Source organism: uncultured Psychromonas sp. (assembly GCF_947489755.1).
In the GTDB taxonomy this organism is placed as follows: Bacteria; Pseudomonadota; Gammaproteobacteria; order Enterobacterales; family Psychromonadaceae; genus Psychromonas.
Map to the genome: position 1 here is coordinate 1 of NZ_CANLFB010000029.1, position 18,630 is coordinate 18,630.

The 18,630-nt window shown below is 34.8% G+C and carries 15 protein-coding genes; 5 read left to right on the forward strand and 10 right to left on the reverse strand.

The features are described 5' to 3' along the window. Positions 1-58: 58 nt before the first annotated feature. Positions 59-349, reverse strand: a complete 291-nt coding sequence (locus Q0794_RS14435; RefSeq protein WP_298943048.1) for a hypothetical protein — start codon at positions 347-349, stop codon at positions 59-61. Between the two features lie 286 nt (positions 350-635). Between Q0794_RS14435 and Q0794_RS14440 the strand changes: the two genes are divergently transcribed. Continuing rightward, positions 636-1,151 carry a GNAT family N-acetyltransferase gene (locus Q0794_RS14440; protein WP_298943050.1) on the forward strand — a complete coding sequence of 172 codons (516 nt, stop codon included), beginning with the start codon at positions 636-638 and terminating at the stop codon, positions 1,149-1,151. A 38-nt stretch (positions 1,152-1,189) separates the two neighbouring features. Here the strand turns inward: Q0794_RS14440 and Q0794_RS14445 are convergent, their stop codons facing one another. Further along, complete coding sequence (locus tag Q0794_RS14445; protein WP_298943052.1) at positions 1,190-1,774, reverse strand: VTT domain-containing protein; 585 nt, start codon at positions 1,772-1,774, stop codon at positions 1,190-1,192. 168 nt (positions 1,775-1,942) lie between these two features. Next, positions 1,943-2,272, reverse strand: a complete 330-nt coding sequence (locus Q0794_RS14450; RefSeq protein ID WP_298943054.1) for a multidrug efflux SMR transporter — start codon at positions 2,270-2,272, stop codon at positions 1,943-1,945. A gap of 607 nt (positions 2,273-2,879) precedes the next feature. On the opposite strand from Q0794_RS14450, the gene Q0794_RS14455 reads away from it, so the two are divergent. Next, a complete protein-coding gene (locus Q0794_RS14455) occupies positions 2,880-3,065 on the forward strand; it encodes a DUF6435 family protein (RefSeq protein WP_298943055.1) in 186 nt (61 codons plus the stop codon). A 120-nt stretch (positions 3,066-3,185) separates the two neighbouring features. Here Q0794_RS14455 and Q0794_RS14460 read toward each other — a convergent pair whose 3' ends face one another. The 4 genes from Q0794_RS14460 to Q0794_RS14475 form a co-directional block, all read right to left on the reverse strand. Then, complete coding sequence (locus tag Q0794_RS14460) at positions 3,186-3,377, reverse strand: CsbD family protein (protein WP_298943058.1); 192 nt, start codon at positions 3,375-3,377, stop codon at positions 3,186-3,188. Between the two features lie 296 nt (positions 3,378-3,673). Further along, on the reverse strand, positions 3,674-4,645 hold the full coding sequence (locus tag Q0794_RS14465) for an endonuclease/exonuclease/phosphatase family protein (protein ID WP_298943060.1): 972 nt from the start codon (positions 4,643-4,645) through the stop codon (positions 3,674-3,676). A 122-nt stretch (positions 4,646-4,767) separates the two neighbouring features. Then, positions 4,768-5,100 carry a rhodanese-like domain-containing protein gene (locus Q0794_RS14470; RefSeq protein ID WP_298943062.1) on the reverse strand — a complete coding sequence of 111 codons (333 nt, stop codon included), beginning with the start codon at positions 5,098-5,100 and terminating at the stop codon, positions 4,768-4,770. A 108-nt stretch (positions 5,101-5,208) separates the two neighbouring features. Further along, complete coding sequence (locus Q0794_RS14475) at positions 5,209-6,543, reverse strand: CinA family nicotinamide mononucleotide deamidase-related protein (protein WP_298943064.1); 1,335 nt, start codon at positions 6,541-6,543, stop codon at positions 5,209-5,211. Positions 6,544-6,977: 434 nt separating this feature from the next. Between Q0794_RS14475 and Q0794_RS14480 the strand changes: the two genes are divergently transcribed. From Q0794_RS14480 to Q0794_RS14490, 3 genes are all read left to right on the forward strand, one after another. Beyond that, a complete protein-coding gene (locus Q0794_RS14480) occupies positions 6,978-8,837 on the forward strand; it encodes a putative nucleotidyltransferase substrate binding domain-containing protein (protein ID WP_298943065.1) in 1,860 nt (619 codons plus the stop codon). A gap of 204 nt (positions 8,838-9,041) precedes the next feature. Further along, entirely contained in the window at positions 9,042-10,214 is a 1,173-nt protein-coding gene (locus Q0794_RS14485; protein WP_298943067.1) for an efflux RND transporter periplasmic adaptor subunit, read from the forward strand. Positions 10,215-10,218: 4 nt separating this feature from the next. Further along, positions 10,219-13,344, forward strand: a complete 3,126-nt coding sequence (locus tag Q0794_RS14490; RefSeq protein WP_298943069.1) for an efflux RND transporter permease subunit — start codon at positions 10,219-10,221, stop codon at positions 13,342-13,344. Positions 13,345-13,803: 459 nt separating this feature from the next. Here Q0794_RS14490 and Q0794_RS14495 read toward each other — a convergent pair whose 3' ends face one another. The 3 genes from Q0794_RS14495 to Q0794_RS14505 form a co-directional block, all read right to left on the reverse strand. Continuing rightward, on the reverse strand, positions 13,804-14,667 hold the full coding sequence (locus Q0794_RS14495) for a DUF6279 family lipoprotein (protein WP_298943071.1): 864 nt from the start codon (positions 14,665-14,667) through the stop codon (positions 13,804-13,806). A gap of 300 nt (positions 14,668-14,967) precedes the next feature. After that, a complete protein-coding gene (locus Q0794_RS14500; RefSeq protein WP_298943073.1) occupies positions 14,968-15,225 on the reverse strand; it encodes a hypothetical protein in 258 nt (85 codons plus the stop codon). Positions 15,226-15,469: 244 nt separating this feature from the next. Beyond that, the gene (locus Q0794_RS14505; protein ID WP_298943075.1) at positions 15,470-17,950 is read right to left on the reverse strand and encodes a diguanylate cyclase; all 2,481 of its coding nucleotides are present in this window, start codon (positions 17,948-17,950) and stop codon (positions 15,470-15,472) included. Positions 17,951-18,630 lie beyond the last annotated feature (680 nt).

An 18,630-nucleotide genomic window follows, 5' to 3' on the forward strand; every position in this document is an offset into this window, starting at 1 on the left:
AAAAAGAAAATGGCAGGGTTAGATGATAAATATCGTTCAACCCTGTTGGAGAGTGGGATTAAAATGCGCTAGCCGTACCATTATGTTGTTGAGCCATATAAAGCATTGACTGATGTGGAATAAGTAAACACTTTTGCGCCATTTCAACAGCCCCCTTTTGTTCATATAAAAAAGCGAGTTCATGATAGCTCGCAATCCAATCACATAGTACTTTTACACACTTAGGATCTTTGCTTAGCCTTTTCTCACAGTGATAAATAGCTTCTCTATGATAGCGCTCAGTATGAAAAAAATGACTATTTTCATGCGTTGAGAAATCAACGGGTACCACATTATTAAATACATCCATATAAACCTCACGTTACATTTGAAAATTAAACAAACCAAATTATGATAATAAGTATCATTTAGATTTAGTTAATTGTAAATGCCTATTCGAGTGATTTTATTAAAATGTGAGACAATCATATTTAAGACCCTTTTTTGATCGACTTAAAATATTCCTAGCTAAGACTCAAAAACAAAACACAATGTCGGCTAACAGTTAATTTAATCATTAATGATTTATTACAAGCCGATATCCATGCGTTATCATAAATAACTAAGACAATGACTCAATATAAGAAGCAATATAAATGAATGATATAACAGATATAAAAACGGAAAGGCTCATTTTGCGACCATTCCAAAATGGCGATTTTGAAAAAGCCTATCAATTATTCAGCGACCCTATTGTGATGCGATTTTCGCTTAATGGGCCTTATTCAGCAGAGAAGTGTAAAAAATTTATTGAGCAATGCATGTTGAAGTCAAAAAATAATGAACCTAGTTTATTAGCGGTTATCGATAAAAAAAGTAATCAATTAATTGGCTCTTGTGGTTTTTTTCCTCAAACAATACAAGGTATGGCGGAACTTGAATTAGGCTATCGACTATTAACTGATTTCTGGGGTAAAGGCTTAGCAACAGAAGCAGCAATGGCAATGAAGTCACATGCCTTCAATGAAATGGGATTAACGCGATTAATTTCCCTTATTGAAACAGAAAATATCGCTTCGGTTCGAGTTGCTGAAAAAAACGACTTTAAACTGGAAAAGGAAATGCTTTATGACGGAAGAATTGCTGTAGGGTTGTATGTAGCCATTCGCTAGGAATGGCTATTTAGCGTCGATTAGTGACTTTGGCTAAGTTAAAAGAACATACTCGCAGCCCATGCAACTAATACTAAAATAGTTAGTATTATCATTACCTTCGTTTTATGTTGACTGATAATGCGTTCAGCCTGATTACCTGCGTAATACACAACAATCGCTAACCCGAAATAACGAATAGAGCGTGCGATTGCAGAAGCAATTAAAAATAATAATAATGAGTATTTCGTTGCACCTGCGGCAAGCATCGCAATTTGAAATGGAATCGGAATGATGCCTAGTGTCATGACAAACCAAAAGCCTTGGTCTTGCATTTGCTGTCTAACATTTTCAAACTGTTCAGGGCTTGAGAATGTGTTTATCACCCAATCACCCACCACATCAAATAAATAATAACCTAACGCATAACCGAATAATGCGCCGACAATACAGCCTAATGTTGCCATTAACGCAATAGCCCACAGCTTTTCTCTACGAGCTTGCATTAACGGCACTAATACAGCTTCCAAAGGAATCGGTACAATAGTCGATTCTAAAAATGAAGCAATCGTAATACTACTAAGCATATGTTTAGAATCGATAAAGTGTCGTGTTTTTTGTTTAATTTTTTTAGGGATAGACATTATGCTTCCTTTTAATAACTAATATTGAACATGACCATATATTAAACATGACCATATAATGTTCGATATATAGTCATGTTCGATATTATGGATGTTCAATATGCTTAAATATCATTTGAAGTAAGGTTTGGCATTGCAGTTTCTTTTTTCAAATTAACTAACTTATTATCAATGGGCTGCACTTTTTGAAAAAACATTCATAATTACAACACCAGTAATAATTAGAGCCATCCCTATAATAGCCGCTGTATCAGGGATTTCTTTATATACAATGGCACTTATTGATGCGACCAATACAATCCCCATACCAGCCCAAATTGCATAAGCAATACCGATAGGGACAGTCTTAAGTACTAATGATAAAAAGTAGAATGCAATCACATAACTAACGATACAAGCTAAGCTATAAAACCAATGGGTAAATTCATTTGAAGCTTTCAGTGCTAATGTACCAATCACCTCTGAAACAATTGCAATTACTAAAAACCAATACCCCATCACATACTCCAGCTATAAATAAAAAAGATAAAACACCATTTAATCGTTCATAAGTTCATCTATATTAATAATAAAAAAATAGGATTAATCATTAATAATAGAATGAATATCATAAGCTAAAATACAGCATTTATATCAATAGGTTAAATTAAAAATTGAAACTTAAAACTAATTATTAGTCTCGATATTATTGATAAGCATCCTTCATAACATGTAATTTTTAGTTATAGCGCTTTAAAGTACAGTTATTCTTCCGTTATTTTAATTCAACATTTTTTAATTCAGCATTAAAATACTGTCACATTGTTCTACAAAATTAGCGTAATCCTAATATATTCAAGTAGTACTATTACTTCTTTAGGCGCTTAATAAATTCAATTCGAAGTAGTTCTCTTCAGCAAACTATCGTTCCTACTACTACTTTATAAATATTTTTTAATCATTAATTTTTCAATATTCCACCGGCTTATCTTCCTTATAAAGACTTTAAACCTACATATAAAATCTAAGCATTTGTTTTTAAAGTTCAATATTTATCATTGATTAAAAGTAAACCAAACCCTGAATAGCTACGTATAACGAGGTATAAACCAAAAAGGAGTTCACTATGTTTTCAATTTTTAAAAAAGATCCCACTAAAAAGCTCAAAAAAGAGTTATCTATTAAGCTAGAACAAGCAATGAATGCACAAAGAAATGGAGATATCCGAACATTTTCACAATTAAGTTTTGAAGCACAGGAAATTGATAAAAAAATTGAAGCGATAGAACAAGCTGAAGAAAATCTAGCTTAATAACTTATAAAGTTACTTATTTCAGCTTCTTTTTATATTGATGGGTGGGCGCAGTTGATTAACGCCCACTTAATTATCGAACTAATTGATAATTAACAACATGTGATAACTAAAAAACGATTAAGACGTCGACTTTTCAAACTCTTTCTTTGATTCATCTTTAGCCATTCCATATTTCTCTTGCATCTTGCCTTGGAATTTTTCAAGGTTACCATCAATTTCTTGTAGGTCATCATCAGTTAATTTACCCCAATTAGCCTTAAGCGTACCTGAAACCTGTTTCCACTTACCTTTCATAATATCGTTATTCATTAGAGTGACTCCTTCGTTCATTAAAAACAGCGGTAAAAATTAAAATGGCTTACCGCGAAAATACGTTCACTATTAACGTATCAAGTTCCATGCCAAAAAATAAAGCATTGATTTTAATATAGAATTTACAATCAAGCTGAATACAAGAAAGTTTACTATGTAACTATTACATAGCGTTTTGTCAGGTTTTCAATATCAATAAAATGAATTTTCCCATTACCTTGTGTTACTAAAAAAAACAAAAAGCCCTAACAAAAAAATAAGTTACAGATTTTAGAGCATAGGTTATATCCCGCTTACTTCTTTACTACATAGACTAACTCACTTAATAAAGGAAAGTGGTCTGAGTCGATCGATGGCATTCTGTGTATTGCACCTAATTCAAAATGTTCACTATGAAAAATATGATCTAAAGGCCAACGCAAAAAGGGATAACTAGCATGGAAAGTGTTAAACATACCTCTTCCCATTCTTGGATCTTTCAATCCACTAATACGCCTAAACGCGCGAGTAGTCGGAGACCAAGCCACATCATTTAAATCTCCGGTGACAATAATAGGCTCAGTTTTACCTGCAACTTGTTTTGCAATCACAAGTAACTCTCTATCCCTTGGTGTCGACGTTTCGTTTTCAGTTGGACTTGGAGGTGCTGGATGAAGAAAATGACATTTAACTTTAATCTCATTTTTTAATACTAAATAACAATGTATTGAAGGGATCCCCTCCTCTATAAGATTTAATAACTGCACATCCTCTAAAGGCAGTTTACTATAAAGGTGCATGCCGTATAAATTATCCAATGGTTGATTAACACGATGAGGGTAATCAACATGAAGGGGTTGTAATGCTTTTTGCCACCACAAATCAGTTTCTAGCGTCACCAACACATCTGGTTGATGTCGATTAACTAACTCAATTAATTTATTAGCAGAATGATTCGGCATCAGAACATTGCTGGTCATTATTTTTATTTTTGTTTGTTCATGGCTAGAGGCGGCTTTACGAACCTGTATCGGATAGAGCCTTGTATACGGGAATATCCAAGCTATTTGATAACTGGATAGTAATCCATTTACCACAATCAAAGTAATCTGCATGATAGGTGAATCAATATAAAAACTCGCAATAGCAAGAGAAACGGTAATCACTGCAATTTGTACTCTAGGAAACTCCCATACTCTCGATAACCAATGATTGGTTGGTAATAATGGCGCTAAGGTAATGCTAAACATAAGACAAGTTAGCAGTATGATGGACATTTGAAACATTAATTATTTTCCTCAATGTGACACTAGAATAATAGAAAAACGGTATGATTAGATAATTTTTTAATAAGACGATTATGATTAGCACCTAAGCACAATCTACTATTTAATTGACTAATATATTATTAATCAGTTAGCCCCCTTTCTTGACGAGCTTCTTCGATACTGCCTGCGTTGTGTAGGTTTTTATATCCCTCTCGTTCTAGAGCAGAAATTGCGATATCCGATCTCCCGCCTGTTTTATCATAAAAATGAAATTCAGTATTTTTATCTGGATAAAGTTTACGTACTTCTCTCACTATGTTGGAATGCGATATACGAAGATCTCCTTCAATGTTATCCCTTTGATTTTCAACCAAAGTACGAACATCGATCCACACTGTTTCAGCAAAAGAAAAAGAGCTAAACAGCGCGGTTATCACAAATAAAGCGGACAAATTAAACGCTTTAATTTTCATTATTTAACTCCTTCTGTCTCTAGAATAGATAGTTTAAATAAATTCATTTTATTCTTGAGTTGCAAGTGCAACACAACTCAAGAATAAAACCGTTTATAGATGGCAGTATTACACGTGTTTATTAGCGTTTTCTCTACATTCTTGCATAGTATAAACAGCTGATTCGACTCGTTCGATATAACTGTAATCTGCAAGAGGTGATAAACCGAATATGGCACGACGTAACATATCGAATGCAATAGCAACCGTTAAGTCACGTATGTGGTTTCTATTACGTTTAGCGGAAAACTTAATCTTTTGGCAAATAACCTGTTCACCTGTTTTCACTGCAATAACCACTGTGCCTACTGGATTTTCAACGCTGCCTCCATTAGGTCCAGCAATACCGCTAGTTGCTATAGAGAAATCTGACACTGCAGTTTTTAAATTAGCACAAGCGGCTCCTGCAGCCATTTGTCCAACACAAGCGAGTGAAACTTCAGATTGATCTGAAATAGTGTGTTCGTTAACCTTCAACAATCCTATTTTTGCTTCATTACAGTAAGTAACAATGGCATGTTTTAGATAATGAGAGCTACCTGAAAACGCAACTAATTGACTACATATTTCACCGCCAGTTAATGATTCGGCAATAGTAAGTGTTTTTTCTCTTTGTATAAGGAGATCATGTATTTCTGCCGCTAATGTCCCTTTATTACGAGCGACGATACCATCACCTAATAATGTTGTTGCCTGTAATATAGCTTTATCTTGTTCTTCTTTACTGACATCACGCGCAATTAACTTTAATTCAAGGTAAGGCATATATGAACGATAACCTAGCGTGATCCCTTCTGGCCAAGTTAATTGTTCCAATCGCCCTGCCATGTCTGACTCGCCAATACCTAAACTTAATAGTTTTGTTACTTCTACTTTAGTTTGTGAATTAGATTGCGATTTTACAAAGGGAATAAATTGCTCTAATACCATTTTTTTATATTCGTGTGGTACGCCTGGCGTAAAGAAAAACCAGCTTCGATTCAATTTAACGCGAAACCCACAAGCCGTGCCAACAGGATTATCTACAACAATTGCCCCCTTAGGTAATAAGGCTTGCTTTAGATTTTTTGGATTCAATTCAACATGACGCTCTTTAGCCCACAGCACCAATATTTCACGCCAAGCAGCATTTTCTTCTAACTCAACGCCCATCGCATCAGCCATCGCTTGCGCTGAAAGGTCATCCGCTGTTGGACCTAAGCCACCATTGACTAAAATGATATCTGCAAACGTACTGCGCTCTTGAAAGACTTCAACTAAATCAGCTAATCGGTCACCGACTGTCGTTCGACGGTGCATTTCAAAGCCATTATCCATCAATTGATTACCTAACCATGCAGCATTAGTATCGACAATTTGTCCCGCAAGTACTTCTTCGCCTGTGCATATCATTTCTAGTTTCATTAGCGTCTCATTATTAGATTGTTGGTGATTAGCAATTTAGTGATTTAATCTGTTACTAAGTCATTACTGGAAGATGTTTGAATAATAGTTAAGCCTAATTGGGTTTAATTAAAAGGCAGAATAAATTCTAAAGTGCATAACTTATTTACTTTAACATGCTCTCTACAAAACAATCACTAAGGAGTGAATAAAGTTAATCGTTTTATTTGTTTTTTCAAACAGGTTTATCTTCTATAAAAGTCATTCTATCAATGACTCTTTAAAAATAGCGCTGTTTTACAGTGCTTAATTTATCGTTCATTAAGTCATTTACTGACGTTATAAATCGGTAAGGTACATTATGATACGAAATTGCTGTAGCATGACTTTAATATCAAATAAGTCTTAGTTTTCACCTAGAAAAAGTCAATAATAAAAAGCATGGTTAAGTTAATATGAATAATGAATTACTCCCTGACATCGTGTCTTTTTTACAAACTATCCCCTCTTTTAATAAACTATCATCAGATACGCTTAAAGAAATAGCCGAGACGGTTAACATTATTCAGCTTAATGCGGGTAAAATTTTAAATCATGACCCTGATATTTCGTACCTTTATATTATTCGTAATGGAATAATCGAACAAAATAACCCCGATGGAAGCCTACGTTCAAAACTCGGCCATGATGATATTTTTGGCTTTAATCAGCAACCGGGTGATAGCTTTCAACATTATTCAATTAGTGCGGTTGAAGATACCTTACTTTATCAATTTAACTATGAATCTCTCGTTAAACTGATCAATGACTATCCGCATATATTAAACCAACTTGATTTAAGTTTACAAACTCGGTTAGAAGCAAGTACAACTGAAGCAGACGAATCTCGACACTCTTTTCATCAATATATGCGCCCATGTCACGATGTCATGAGTGCTAAATTAGCTTTGGTTTCTGTTAACGATACGATTCAAAGTGTCGCACATAAAATGCGTAACATAACCGGTATCTCTTGTGCTTTTATTGTCACAGAAGATAAAACCTTAATTGGCTTAGTAACCGATAAAGATATTACCCAGCGAGTTGTTGCCGAAGCGTTAGATGTACAGCAACCGATTGGTTCGGTTATGACAGAAAATCCACATACTATTTATGCGAATGAATTGGTAATGGAAGCCGTACAATTGATGACTAAATATAATATTCAAAACATCCCTGTTATTGATAAAAAACAGCATGTTATTGGTTATATTACACCGAAAGACTTGATACAAAACAGCGGTGTACAGAGTATTTATTTAGTCAATAAAATTCGTCACGCCAGTTCATTAAAACAACTTATTTCATTATCTGAACAACGTAACACTGCTTTTAAAGAAATAATGGAAAGTACCTCTTCACCAAGTTTAGTGGCACAGATTTTAACCACTATTTATGATGCTTTTAATTGTCGATTAATTGAATTAGCGATCGAAAACTTCGGTACACCTCCCTGTGCTTTTTCTTGGGTAGTGGCAGGCTCTCACGCCCGTAATGAAGTACATTTAGCATCAGATCAAGACAACGCATTAATACTCGATTCTAATGCCACAAACTCCGATCGGATTTACTTTAACCACTTAGCGATGACGGTATGCAAAGGATTGGCTGAACTGGGTTACACGTTATGTACAGGACGGTTTATGGCCGCAACACCAAAGTGGTGTCAAAACATTAAAGTATGGAAAGAGTATTACAATACGTGGAGCAAAAAGCCTGAGTATGAATCATTATTAAACTTGAATGTGTTTGTTGAGATCCGCCATATATATGGTGATAAGTCATTATTTAGAGAACTAGATACGCATCGCCATCAACAGGTCATTCAAAACTTTCCGCTGACAACTGCATTGGTCAGAAATGCATTAAGAACACGCCCTCCTCTTGGCATTTTTCAACACTTAGTATTAGAAAAAGATGGAAACAATAATAAGGTGCTTAATATCAAAAAAGCATCGATAGCTTGTATTGTCGATATTGCGCGTATTTATGCCATCATCCATGACTGTCGAGAGATCAATACGAATGATCGCATTAAGTGGTTATATCAAGCGAAGATATTAAATAAAGCAACCTATCAAGATTTAATGGGTACGTACCAGTATGTTAATAATTTGCGGTATCAACACCAGCAACAGTCAATTGAAAATAACGAGAAAATAGATAACCTATTAAAGCCCAATTTGTTTGGGAGTTTTGAACGTCAGCACTTAAAAGATTCGTTCCGTATTATCTCGAATTTCCAAAATATACTTAAGATGAAGTATGTAAAATAATAGTGTGAGTATCGATTTTTATGATGGGAAGATAGAATGAAATTACCTTCATACTATCTTCTCATCATCTATCTGAACTTAACATCTTATAATTAAAAAATAATAACAAAGGATAACGTTGGTTATTAACTCTCCGTTAACCTCAAACTAACTATGATTAGATTATACACATTAACTACTTTCAATTTTTATTAAGGCAACCCTATGCTTTTTGTTAATACACTAAAATATTCTTTACCGCTTTTGCTTACACTAAGTATCTTAGGCTGTAGTGACCAAACAGAGTCAGATAAAAGACCAGCGCAAACTATCCATGTTGATACAACTACCTTAGCTTATTCAACATTGCGTTTAACTACCGAATTACCAGGACGTATTACTGCATTTAAAGAAGCTGAAGTAAGGCCACAAATCACCGGAATAATAGAAAGCCGTCAGTATAAAGAAGGTAGCTATGTAGAAAAAGGAGATGTTCTTTTTCAAATAGACCCGACAACTTATCAATCAACCGTGAACAGTGCGAATGCTGAGCTAAAAAAAGCTTTAAGTAGTGAAAGAAATGCGAAAAAAGAAATGGCACGTTATGGCGAGTTATTAAAGAAAAAACTCAGTAGCCAACAATTATATGATACAGCAGAGGCAACTTACCTAGAAGCAAAAGCTGAAGTAGCAGTACGTCAAGCAACCTTAGATTACGCAAATATAGAATTATCTTACACTAAAATTAAAGCGCCAATCTCAGGTAGAGCAGGGTTTTCTCAAGTGTCTGAAGGTTCTTTATTAACATCAGGACAATCGGACTATATTACCACCGTCATTCAAACTGATAATGTTTATATTGATATGCAACAGTCAGCCGTTGCTTTTTATAAAATACAACAGGAGTTTAAAGATGCTAAGACTACTAACCCAACAGTGCCTGTCTCAATCACATTAGAAGACGGTACTGTTTATGAACAAACGGGCCAATTAGAGTTTACAGACACGCAAACCAATGGGTCAACGGGTACTGTTGCATTACGTGCGATTATTGCAAATCCAAATAATTCATTATTAGCAGGTATGTATGTTAGAGCTAACATTTCAATGCCTGAAGCCCGTGATTACCTTGTTGTCAAACAATCAACTGTCGTAAGAAGCCAATCAGGATTACCTTCGGTATTTATTGTTGATGATAATAATCAGGTAGTAAAAAAATCTGTCGTATTAGGCAATGAAGTAGATAACGGATGGATTGTTAAAGAAGGACTAGAAGCAGGTGATAAGGTCATCATTAATAATTTTAATAAAGTTAAAAATGGCTTAACAGTCATTGTTGATAATGCCTCTGATACGCCAACAACCAACGATGACAATCAATCAAAAGATCAGGATTAATTACATGTCTAACTTTTTTATTCACAGGCCCATTTTTGCTTGGGCGCTCGCCATTGTAGTTATGATGGCAGGTATAGCCTCTATATTTACATTGCCTATCGCGCAATACCCGACGATTGCACCGCCAGCTATTTCTATTTCGGCAAGTTACACTGGTGCATCAGCAAAAACTATCGAAGATACAGTTACCCAAGTTATTGAGCAAAGTATGACAGGGTTAGATAACTTGCTTTATATGTCCTCAACCAGTGACTCTTCAGGTAAAGCAGAAATCACTTTAACGTTTAGTGCAGAAACCGACCCTGATACAGCACAGGTTCAAGTATCAAATAACTTACAGCAAGTCAGCAGCCGTTTACCTTCTGCAGTGCAGAATGCAGGTACCTCTGTGACTAAAAGTACCTCTGGATTTATCTCAGTAACCACCATCTATTCTGAAGATGGTTCAATGAGTGCTGGTGACATTCAGGATTATGCAAACTCTAATATTAAAGATATCGTCAGCCGTGTAAATGGTGTGGGTAGTGTCACTATCTTTGGCCCCTCTTACGCCATGCGAATTTGGTTAGATCCAGCGAAATTAAACAGCTATAACTTAACACCTGTCGATATCTCAGCCGCAGTATCGGCACAGAATAGCCAAGTAACAGTAGGCCAATTAGGGGGTACTCCATCAACAGACACACAATTAATTAATGCGACTATTACGGCACAAAGTTTATTAACCACAGTAGATGAATTTAAAAATATTTACCTTAAAGTTAACTCTGACGGTTCTCAGGTACGACTTAAAGATGTGGCGCGTGTTGAACTTGCCAGTGAAAGCTCAAGTGTTATCCCTACTTTTAATGGCTATGCAACCTCAGGTATCGCAATAACACTTGCCTCAGGTGCAAATTCATTAGATACGCAAGCGGGAGTCGATGAAAAATTAGCACAGCTATCGGAATCATTTCCTGCCGGTTTAGAAATAGCGAAAGCAGTTGATACCAATGCCTTTATTCGTATATCCATTGAAGAAGTCGTTAAAACATTAATAGAAGCGGTTGTATTAGTGTTTTTAGTGATGCTGTTATTTTTACAAAACTTCCGCGCAACCTTAATACCAACGATAGCAGTACCCGTAGTATTACTGGGTACCTTTGCTATCATGTCGGTGTTGGGCTTCTCTATTAACACTTTAACCATGTTTGGCTTAGTGCTGGCCATTGGCTTATTGGTGGATGATGCAATTGTTGTTGTCGAAAATGTCGAACGAATAATGCATGAAGAGAAACTATCCCCATTTGAAGCAACCAAAAAATCAATGGGGCAAATTACCAGTGCATTAGTGGGTATTACCATGGTACTAATGGTGGTATTTATTCCAATGGCCTTTATGTCAGGCTCGACTGGCGTTATCTATAAACAATTCTCTTTGACCATTGTATCGGCAATGGGGTTATCAGTATTAGTGGCTTTAATCCTCACACCAGTGCTTTGTGCTACTTTATTAAAACCAGTTGATAAAGAAAAAAATCTAAAAATATTCAAAGCATTTAACCGTTTGTTTGACAAGTTATTAGGGAAATACCACGGCTCTATTAAACATTTGTTATTACGCCCAATACGCTTTTCATTAATCTATGTTCTATTATTCGGCGGTACTGTTTATCTGTATAACGCATTGCCAAGTTCTTTTTTACCTAATGAAGACCAAGGTTCATTTATGGTAATGGTGTCAACACCAACAGGGACAACCCTGAAAGAAACCAATGTAGTCATGGACGAAGTAAAAAACTACTATCAAGAAAATGAGCCAGATCTCGTTAATTCTGTCTTTACCGTTTCAGGGTTCAACTTCTCTGGTACTGGCCAAAATGCCGGTATGGCGTTTATTGGTTTAAAAGATTGGGAAGAAAGAACCGCACCTGGCACTGATGCAGACGCGATTATTGCACGTACAATGAAGCATTTTTCGGGTTATAAGAAAGCCTCTGTATTTGCATTTAGTAGCCCTGCGATTAGAGAGTTAGGGCAAGCGACTGGTTTTGATTTTTATCTTCAAGATGTAGGTAGTATTGGTCATGAAAAACTCATTGAAGTACGTAACCAATTATTGGGAAAAATAGCACAAAGTCCATTAATACAAAATGCGAGACCAAATGGTTTAGAAGATACGGCACAATTTTATCTCGATATTGATTATGAAAAGGCCAAAGTATTAGGTCTCGATATTGATGATATTAATAACTCATTATCTATTGCTTGGGGCTCTTCTTACGTCAATGACTTTATAGACCGAGGTCGCTCTAAAAAAGTGTATATTCAGGCCGATGCTGAATATCGTATGACACCAGAAGACATGGATCTTTGGTTTATACGTAATGATAAAAATGAAATGGTACCATTGTCAGCTTTTAGTTCGTCACATTGGGGAACAGGATCTCCACAATTAACGCGTTTTAATGGTAGCTCTGCCGTCGAAATATTAGGTGAAGCAGCACCAGGCTATAGTACTGGGGATGCAATGGCTGAAGTTGATAAAATAGCCGCAGAGCTTTCTAGTGATGTACAAGTTAGTTGGACGGGGATGTCATATCAAGAGTTAGAGGCAGGCAACCAAGCTCCTATTTTATATGGTATTTCAATATTAATGGTCTTCCTTTGTTTAGCAGCACTTTACGAGAGTTGGAGCATTCCAATCGCGATCATTTTAGTAGTGCCACTAGGTGTATTGGGTGCGTTAGCAGCCATAATGGTACGAGGGCTTGAAAATGATGTTTATTTCCAAGTAGGTGTACTCACCACGATTGGATTAACTGCAAAAAATGCGATTCTAATTGTCGAGTTTGCCAAAGAGCAATATGAAAAAGGTATTAATTTAATTGATGCAACCATACACGCTTGTGAGATGCGCTTACGTCCGATTATTATGACATCACTTGCATTTGGTTTAGGCGTGTTACCGTTGGTATTGAGTAGCGGTGCAGGTGCAAATGCACGTAATGCTATTGGAACATCTGTATTAGGCGGGATGATGGCAGCAACATGCTTAGTTATCTACTTTGCTCCTTTATTCTTTGTTCTTATCATGAAATTATTTACGTCTAAGGAAGAAACAAAAGAAGTCATTGAACAACAGAAATAGTCATTAAAACTTATTTACATGTTGTGGAAACAACATGTAAATAAGTATTCATTATCGTTAACCTCATAAACCATCAACTTAACAGCTTCCTTAACACTCAAAAAGCAAATCTAAGTTAACCAGGTTTATGCTTTACTAAACTCATGCAAGCATAATAGCGTTGTCATTTATTCGATAAAAAGGCATTGTACTGATTGATATTAATTTAGATTAGACTCGATTAAGTAACATTGTCCTGTAGAGTCAAAAATGTCATGTTCAGTGACAATAAACGCTTTACATTCAGTCATAAAAATCAGAATTTTCAGCGAAATAAATAAGCGAATCATTTCTTTCTATAAAGAAGAAACAAGACCAAACAACTATCCATACGCCTCAACAAATAGTTTTTTAATGTAAACGCCGTGGATGCTAAGCGCACTCGACTCTTTTAATTCCAGACCTCACATAAAAAAAAACCTAGAGTAACGCTTCTAAATCTCCAATAATCTCATTTATTTTTTCATTAAGATGCTTTAACTGCTTCTCATTCAACGATGTGATGATTTGGTACAACGTATTGACCCTCACTCTTTGATTATGATCTAATATGTTTGAATATTTGTCCGAACGTAATGAGTTTAATTCTAGAATTGATTGTTTTAATGCAAGTTCAAAACCTTTCTTTTTCTTGTCTGTATCACCGAGGCTTCGAGCTCGTATGACATAAGCTCCTCTTATAGAATCTGCCCATTGACGACGAAATTGAATGCGTTCTTGAAAACTAGATAATAATTGATTATTACCATCATTAAGGAGTTTCTTTTGTTGTGCATTTAATCTTCCAATAAATGAGCTCAACTGTTCTTCAAACTTTTCAAGCCTCTTCTCTGTTCGCCTTTCTTTGCTTTCTTGTTCAAACCTTTCAATTTTATCAAGATTCTGTTGCTCAAACTCAACTAAAAAACTACCAGCTTGTTGATCACTTAACGAATAAGCCAACGCAACGACTTCAGGCTCCGCCTTGGTTAAAGCAACGTCTAAAAAGGTTTTTACAGACGTAACATAACTTTCAATATCAGAAAGGGTAACGCCTTTATTGAAATCTGCTTGGATAGCTTTAATTTGAAGAATATAATTTTGTAGCTCTATATTTCTATGCCACACCAAAAAAGCATCTAACTTAGTATCAAACTCATCTTCTTGACTGTCAGTTAAATTTACATAGTCATCTACATACCAAGAAGCAAGCCAATCTAAATTATTATAAGCTAACTTTGTGCTACATGAGGTAATGCTCAACATCATCATGACTAACATAAAAGCATAAATTGAATTTTTCATTTTCAGAGACCTCCTTCTTATGCAACTAGCGATGTAATTGACTGTGTATTAACAATAAATTAGGGCTAATACCAATCACGCTAATTATTTATCAATACCCCGTTATTGCTTTAATAATTCGCCTAAACTACGCAAAACTAACGGCCCTGACTAGTCAAAAAATATAACCTTATGATGTTAAATATAATGACGCTTTCATTAACCAGAATTGAGGTTAAATAGATTGGTAGATTTGAAAATTAAGCGTCTGTATTAACAAAACGACTGTAATGTGAAAAATGGATATTTGACCCTAGGTGTTTATTTCTTTATTTCAGCTAGCTTAATATGGATAGCAAGTAACACCTCGTCACCCATTAATTCTGCAGTATGACCATGAATATTCAAATCAAAGAGTTCATTTTCTTGTAGGCGATCTTCAGCAATAAAAATATCTCCAGCGATAAAGTCTCGATAATCTCCATTACGTAGTCCTATACGTAATGTTCCAGAACGGACAATAATTAGAGTTGGGTCGCCTGCGACATGCCATGAACTAAAATAACCGGGCTCACTCATCCTGTGACGAAAATTAAGCGCATCCAATCTGTCAGTGATAAATAAACCGTTATAGTCTCGGATGGAATACTGCACATCATTAAAGGCTGAATAACCTGTATTACCAGAGCGGTTAATAATTGATGTTAGGACTGGGACATTAATATGGTTCAATATAAGAGACTCCTAATAGATAAGTGATTATTCATAACTTACCGTATTAAAAGCCTCTTTAACAAGTTCTATCTATAAGATAAAACTAATTTCACCGTTGCGGCCCAATAGTTTCGTTCCATAGAGTCACTTTGTTACGGCCATTTTGTTTTGATTTATACAAGGCCAAATCAGCTTGATGAATCAGATCTGCTGGCGTTTGAGCATTAAATCGAATAGATGTTACCCCAAAGCTACAGGTAACCGTTATCCCATCGAAATAACTCACTTCTATTTTTTGGCGGATTGCCTCTACAATTAACATTGCTTGTTCCGGCAAGACACCTGATAAAACAAGGCAAAATTCCTCGCCTCCGTAACGCACCGTAATATCATCTTGGCGAACACCAGCTTGTAAAATATTTGCAATGCCACGAAGCACTGTATCGCCCACATTATGTCCATGAGTATCATTAACTTCTTTAAAATGGTCAATATCCACCATGATAATACAATACTCGTCCAGTGACTCTAAATCAGCAAAGCTTTGATTCATAAGATCAAATAAAGTGCGTCTATTGAAGCAGTTAGTCAATGGATCTCGTGCAGCAAGGTAATCAAGTTTTTTATTCAATTTTCGTGATTGATTAAATTGACGGTAAATAAAACAGACTGCAAATAGACATATCAGCAGTAAAGTGGCTAAGATTAAGTTCGCATATTTGTTTTTCGTCAATTCTAAATCAGCGATTTTCTGATCTTGTTTTGATATTTCTATTTCATTGTTTTTCTTTACTATTTCAAGTTGATCTAATCGGGCTTTTTCTTTTAACTCCGCTAACTCTATCTCTTTTTTATGCGAATATAACTTAGCCTTAACTAAAACTAGCTCTTCATCCTCTCGCTCTTGTTGCATCACTCTAAATAGCTCAATTTCTTTTTCTGCATAATGTAAAGACGCTTCAAAATTTTGTCGTGACTTTTCCGCTTTTTTTAATTCTCGATAAGCGTATAACATATGGTTTGTTGAGTTAACTTTAGTCGACAAAACTAATGAATCTTTTAATAGCCTAATCGCCTCTTCATTATTTTTACCAATCAGAATACCTGCAAGCGGGATTTGTGCTTTTATTTGATATATCTCACTTTTTATTTGTATTGCTATATCCAAAGACCTTCTGTAATAAACAATAGCCGCCTCATCATCATTTTCTGCTCGGTATATATTAGCAAGAATACGAGCAGTCAATGATTCATTAGATTTTTCATTTTCTTTTTGATAAATGATATGCGCCCTTTTTATTTTCTTTTTCGCGGACTCATAATTGCCAGAGTTAAGATCTATTACTGCAAGTTCTCGTAATGCAGAAGCCATTGTTTTAGCATCTACTTCATTTTCAGGTAAATCGATTGTTAAGTGATAAAATGATCTGGCCTGCTCAAACTCTTTTAACCGAGTATAAATAAGCCCTATTTGATTCGATGTTTTTGCAATACCGCTTGAATTATTTACTTTCAGATAATATTGATGAGCTTTATAAATATATTCTAATGATTTTTCATAAAGATGAATATATCGATAAATGATACCCGCGCCCATTAAGGCTTTACCTCGTCCGACAGGGTCATTTATTGTTTTATGTATTGCTAACCCCTGCATTGAATAATCAAGTGCAGTGTTATAATTACCAAGATATCGCTCCGCTTCTGCAAGCGTATTTAAGGTACGAGCCATTAACTTTCTATCTTGTATCTCGGTATAAATATCCAAAGCATTTTTATAAGAAACAGCCACCAACTCTCTATTTTTTAAACGCTTGTAAGACTCAGCTAACTTAGTATAGGTTTCGCCAAGTTCTTTTTTGATTAGCTTATCATTACTTTCATTTTTTTTAAGATACGCTAATGCCTCATTATATTGTTCGATAGCATCTTCATAATGTTTTTGTCGGTAATAGCTTTTACCTTTAACAATAATCGCTACAGCTGTAGGGTATGGCTTCCCGTATTGCTTTGCTATAGATATAATTTCATTGGTTTTTTCACTTACTTGATAATATAGTTTTCGATCTAAAAACGAATTTATATAACCAACAGAAGCAAGGATATAATGTTCTTTATCATCAAGTTTTTCATAAAAAAGAGAAGCTTGTAGAAAGTGAAATGTTGATGGTTTTCTATTCTTTAATTTTCTTTCTATTTCACCTAGCAGAAAATGAGCTTCAGCACTGATACGAGTATTGTGATTTTTTTCAGAAAGTTGAAGAGCCCTATGAGCCAAAATACGACTTTGTTTTCGATTACTGTTAATTTGTGATTGTGCTTTAGTGAGAAGTTCTTTTTCAGTTAAACCAGAAAATTCATTTTGTACGACAGTAGTTTGAGATGCGATTGGAGACTTAATTTGAGAGATTGCTTCTTGCGAAGAAACAACTGTAACGAAAAGAAATAGAATAAATAATAAGAAGTAACGTATTACATGCTTAACAAGAAATAGATTAAACAAAGCTAAAAATATTCTGGTATTACCATGCGCATCTTGATGATTAAAAAGAATAAGAGGCAATCCATATCGGGTTGAACAAAAGCACATAATGACTACCTAAATATTTGTCCTTTACGGAAATAGCCGCAAATATGTTAAAAGTAAATATATATTTCAAGACTCTGATGTGTAATTTAAAATCAAGGGGGACACGAGAGCACTCAAATATCACACTAAATAGTTAGATAAAAATCAATTCGAAAAGATTCAGGCTAAATACTTACTGATTATTTCGTCATTAATAACAAAACTAATAAATACGTAACACTTCATTAGTCATATTTTATGAATATATAATAAACATTAAATAATTTATCTTATTTTAGTGAATTTGTCATTTTTATACCTACAAAAACTAATTTTTTGTTACCTACAACATATTTTCACTTTGTTTATTCGATATAATCGACTTACAACTCGTCATAACCTATTAGTTAGTCTAGCAGGTTTAAAATTTGTCCATTTAAAAGACAATAATGAATAATAAACATTAATTGGTTATGTAGGTTTTAGCATGCTTAAGCTAGGTAATATCAATTCTAATGTAATATTCCTGTCTCCTTAAATAAGACAAAATAATAAAGAGTTCAAATGTGAACTCTCTCTGAGAAATCCTCTTCGATTAGCTTTTATTTGTCTTTAGCTAAAAAGATTTTAAAGTCATCGCAAATGCTCTGTATAATCAAATATTAATCAAAATTAAAATGATTTATTGTCTTATTCGCTAT

Bases quoted from the DNA above. Each gene is read 5' to 3' on its own strand.
- Q0794_RS14435 (WP_298943048.1), bottom strand. From the start codon at position 349: ATGGATGTATTTAATAATGTGGTACCCGTTGATTTCTCAACGCATGAA.
- Q0794_RS14440 (WP_298943050.1), top strand. From the start codon at position 636: ATGAATGATATAACAGATATAAAAACGGAAAGGCTCATTTTGCGACCA.
- Q0794_RS14445 (WP_298943052.1), bottom strand. From the start codon at position 1,774: ATGTCTATCCCTAAAAAAATTAAACAAAAAACACGACACTTTATCGAT.
- Q0794_RS14450 (WP_298943054.1), bottom strand. From the start codon at position 2,272: ATGGGGTATTGGTTTTTAGTAATTGCAATTGTTTCAGAGGTGATTGGT.
- Q0794_RS14455 (WP_298943055.1), top strand. From the start codon at position 2,880: ATGTTTTCAATTTTTAAAAAAGATCCCACTAAAAAGCTCAAAAAAGAG.
- Q0794_RS14460 (WP_298943058.1), bottom strand. From the start codon at position 3,377: ATGAATAACGATATTATGAAAGGTAAGTGGAAACAGGTTTCAGGTACG.
- Q0794_RS14465 (WP_298943060.1), bottom strand. From the start codon at position 4,645: ATGTTTCAAATGTCCATCATACTGCTAACTTGTCTTATGTTTAGCATT.
- Q0794_RS14470 (WP_298943062.1), bottom strand. From the start codon at position 5,100: ATGAAAATTAAAGCGTTTAATTTGTCCGCTTTATTTGTGATAACCGCG.
- Q0794_RS14475 (WP_298943064.1), bottom strand. From the start codon at position 6,543: ATGAAACTAGAAATGATATGCACAGGCGAAGAAGTACTTGCGGGACAA.
- Q0794_RS14480 (WP_298943065.1), top strand. From the start codon at position 6,978: ATGAATAATGAATTACTCCCTGACATCGTGTCTTTTTTACAAACTATC.
- Q0794_RS14485 (WP_298943067.1), top strand. From the start codon at position 9,042: ATGCTTTTTGTTAATACACTAAAATATTCTTTACCGCTTTTGCTTACA.
- Q0794_RS14490 (WP_298943069.1), top strand. From the start codon at position 10,219: ATGTCTAACTTTTTTATTCACAGGCCCATTTTTGCTTGGGCGCTCGCC.
- Q0794_RS14495 (WP_298943071.1), bottom strand. From the start codon at position 14,667: ATGAAAAATTCAATTTATGCTTTTATGTTAGTCATGATGATGTTGAGC.
- Q0794_RS14500 (WP_298943073.1), bottom strand. From the start codon at position 15,225: ATGAGTGAGCCCGGTTATTTTAGTTCATGGCATGTCGCAGGCGACCCA.
- Q0794_RS14505 (WP_298943075.1), bottom strand. From the start codon at position 17,950: ATGTGCTTTTGTTCAACCCGATATGGATTGCCTCTTATTCTTTTTAAT.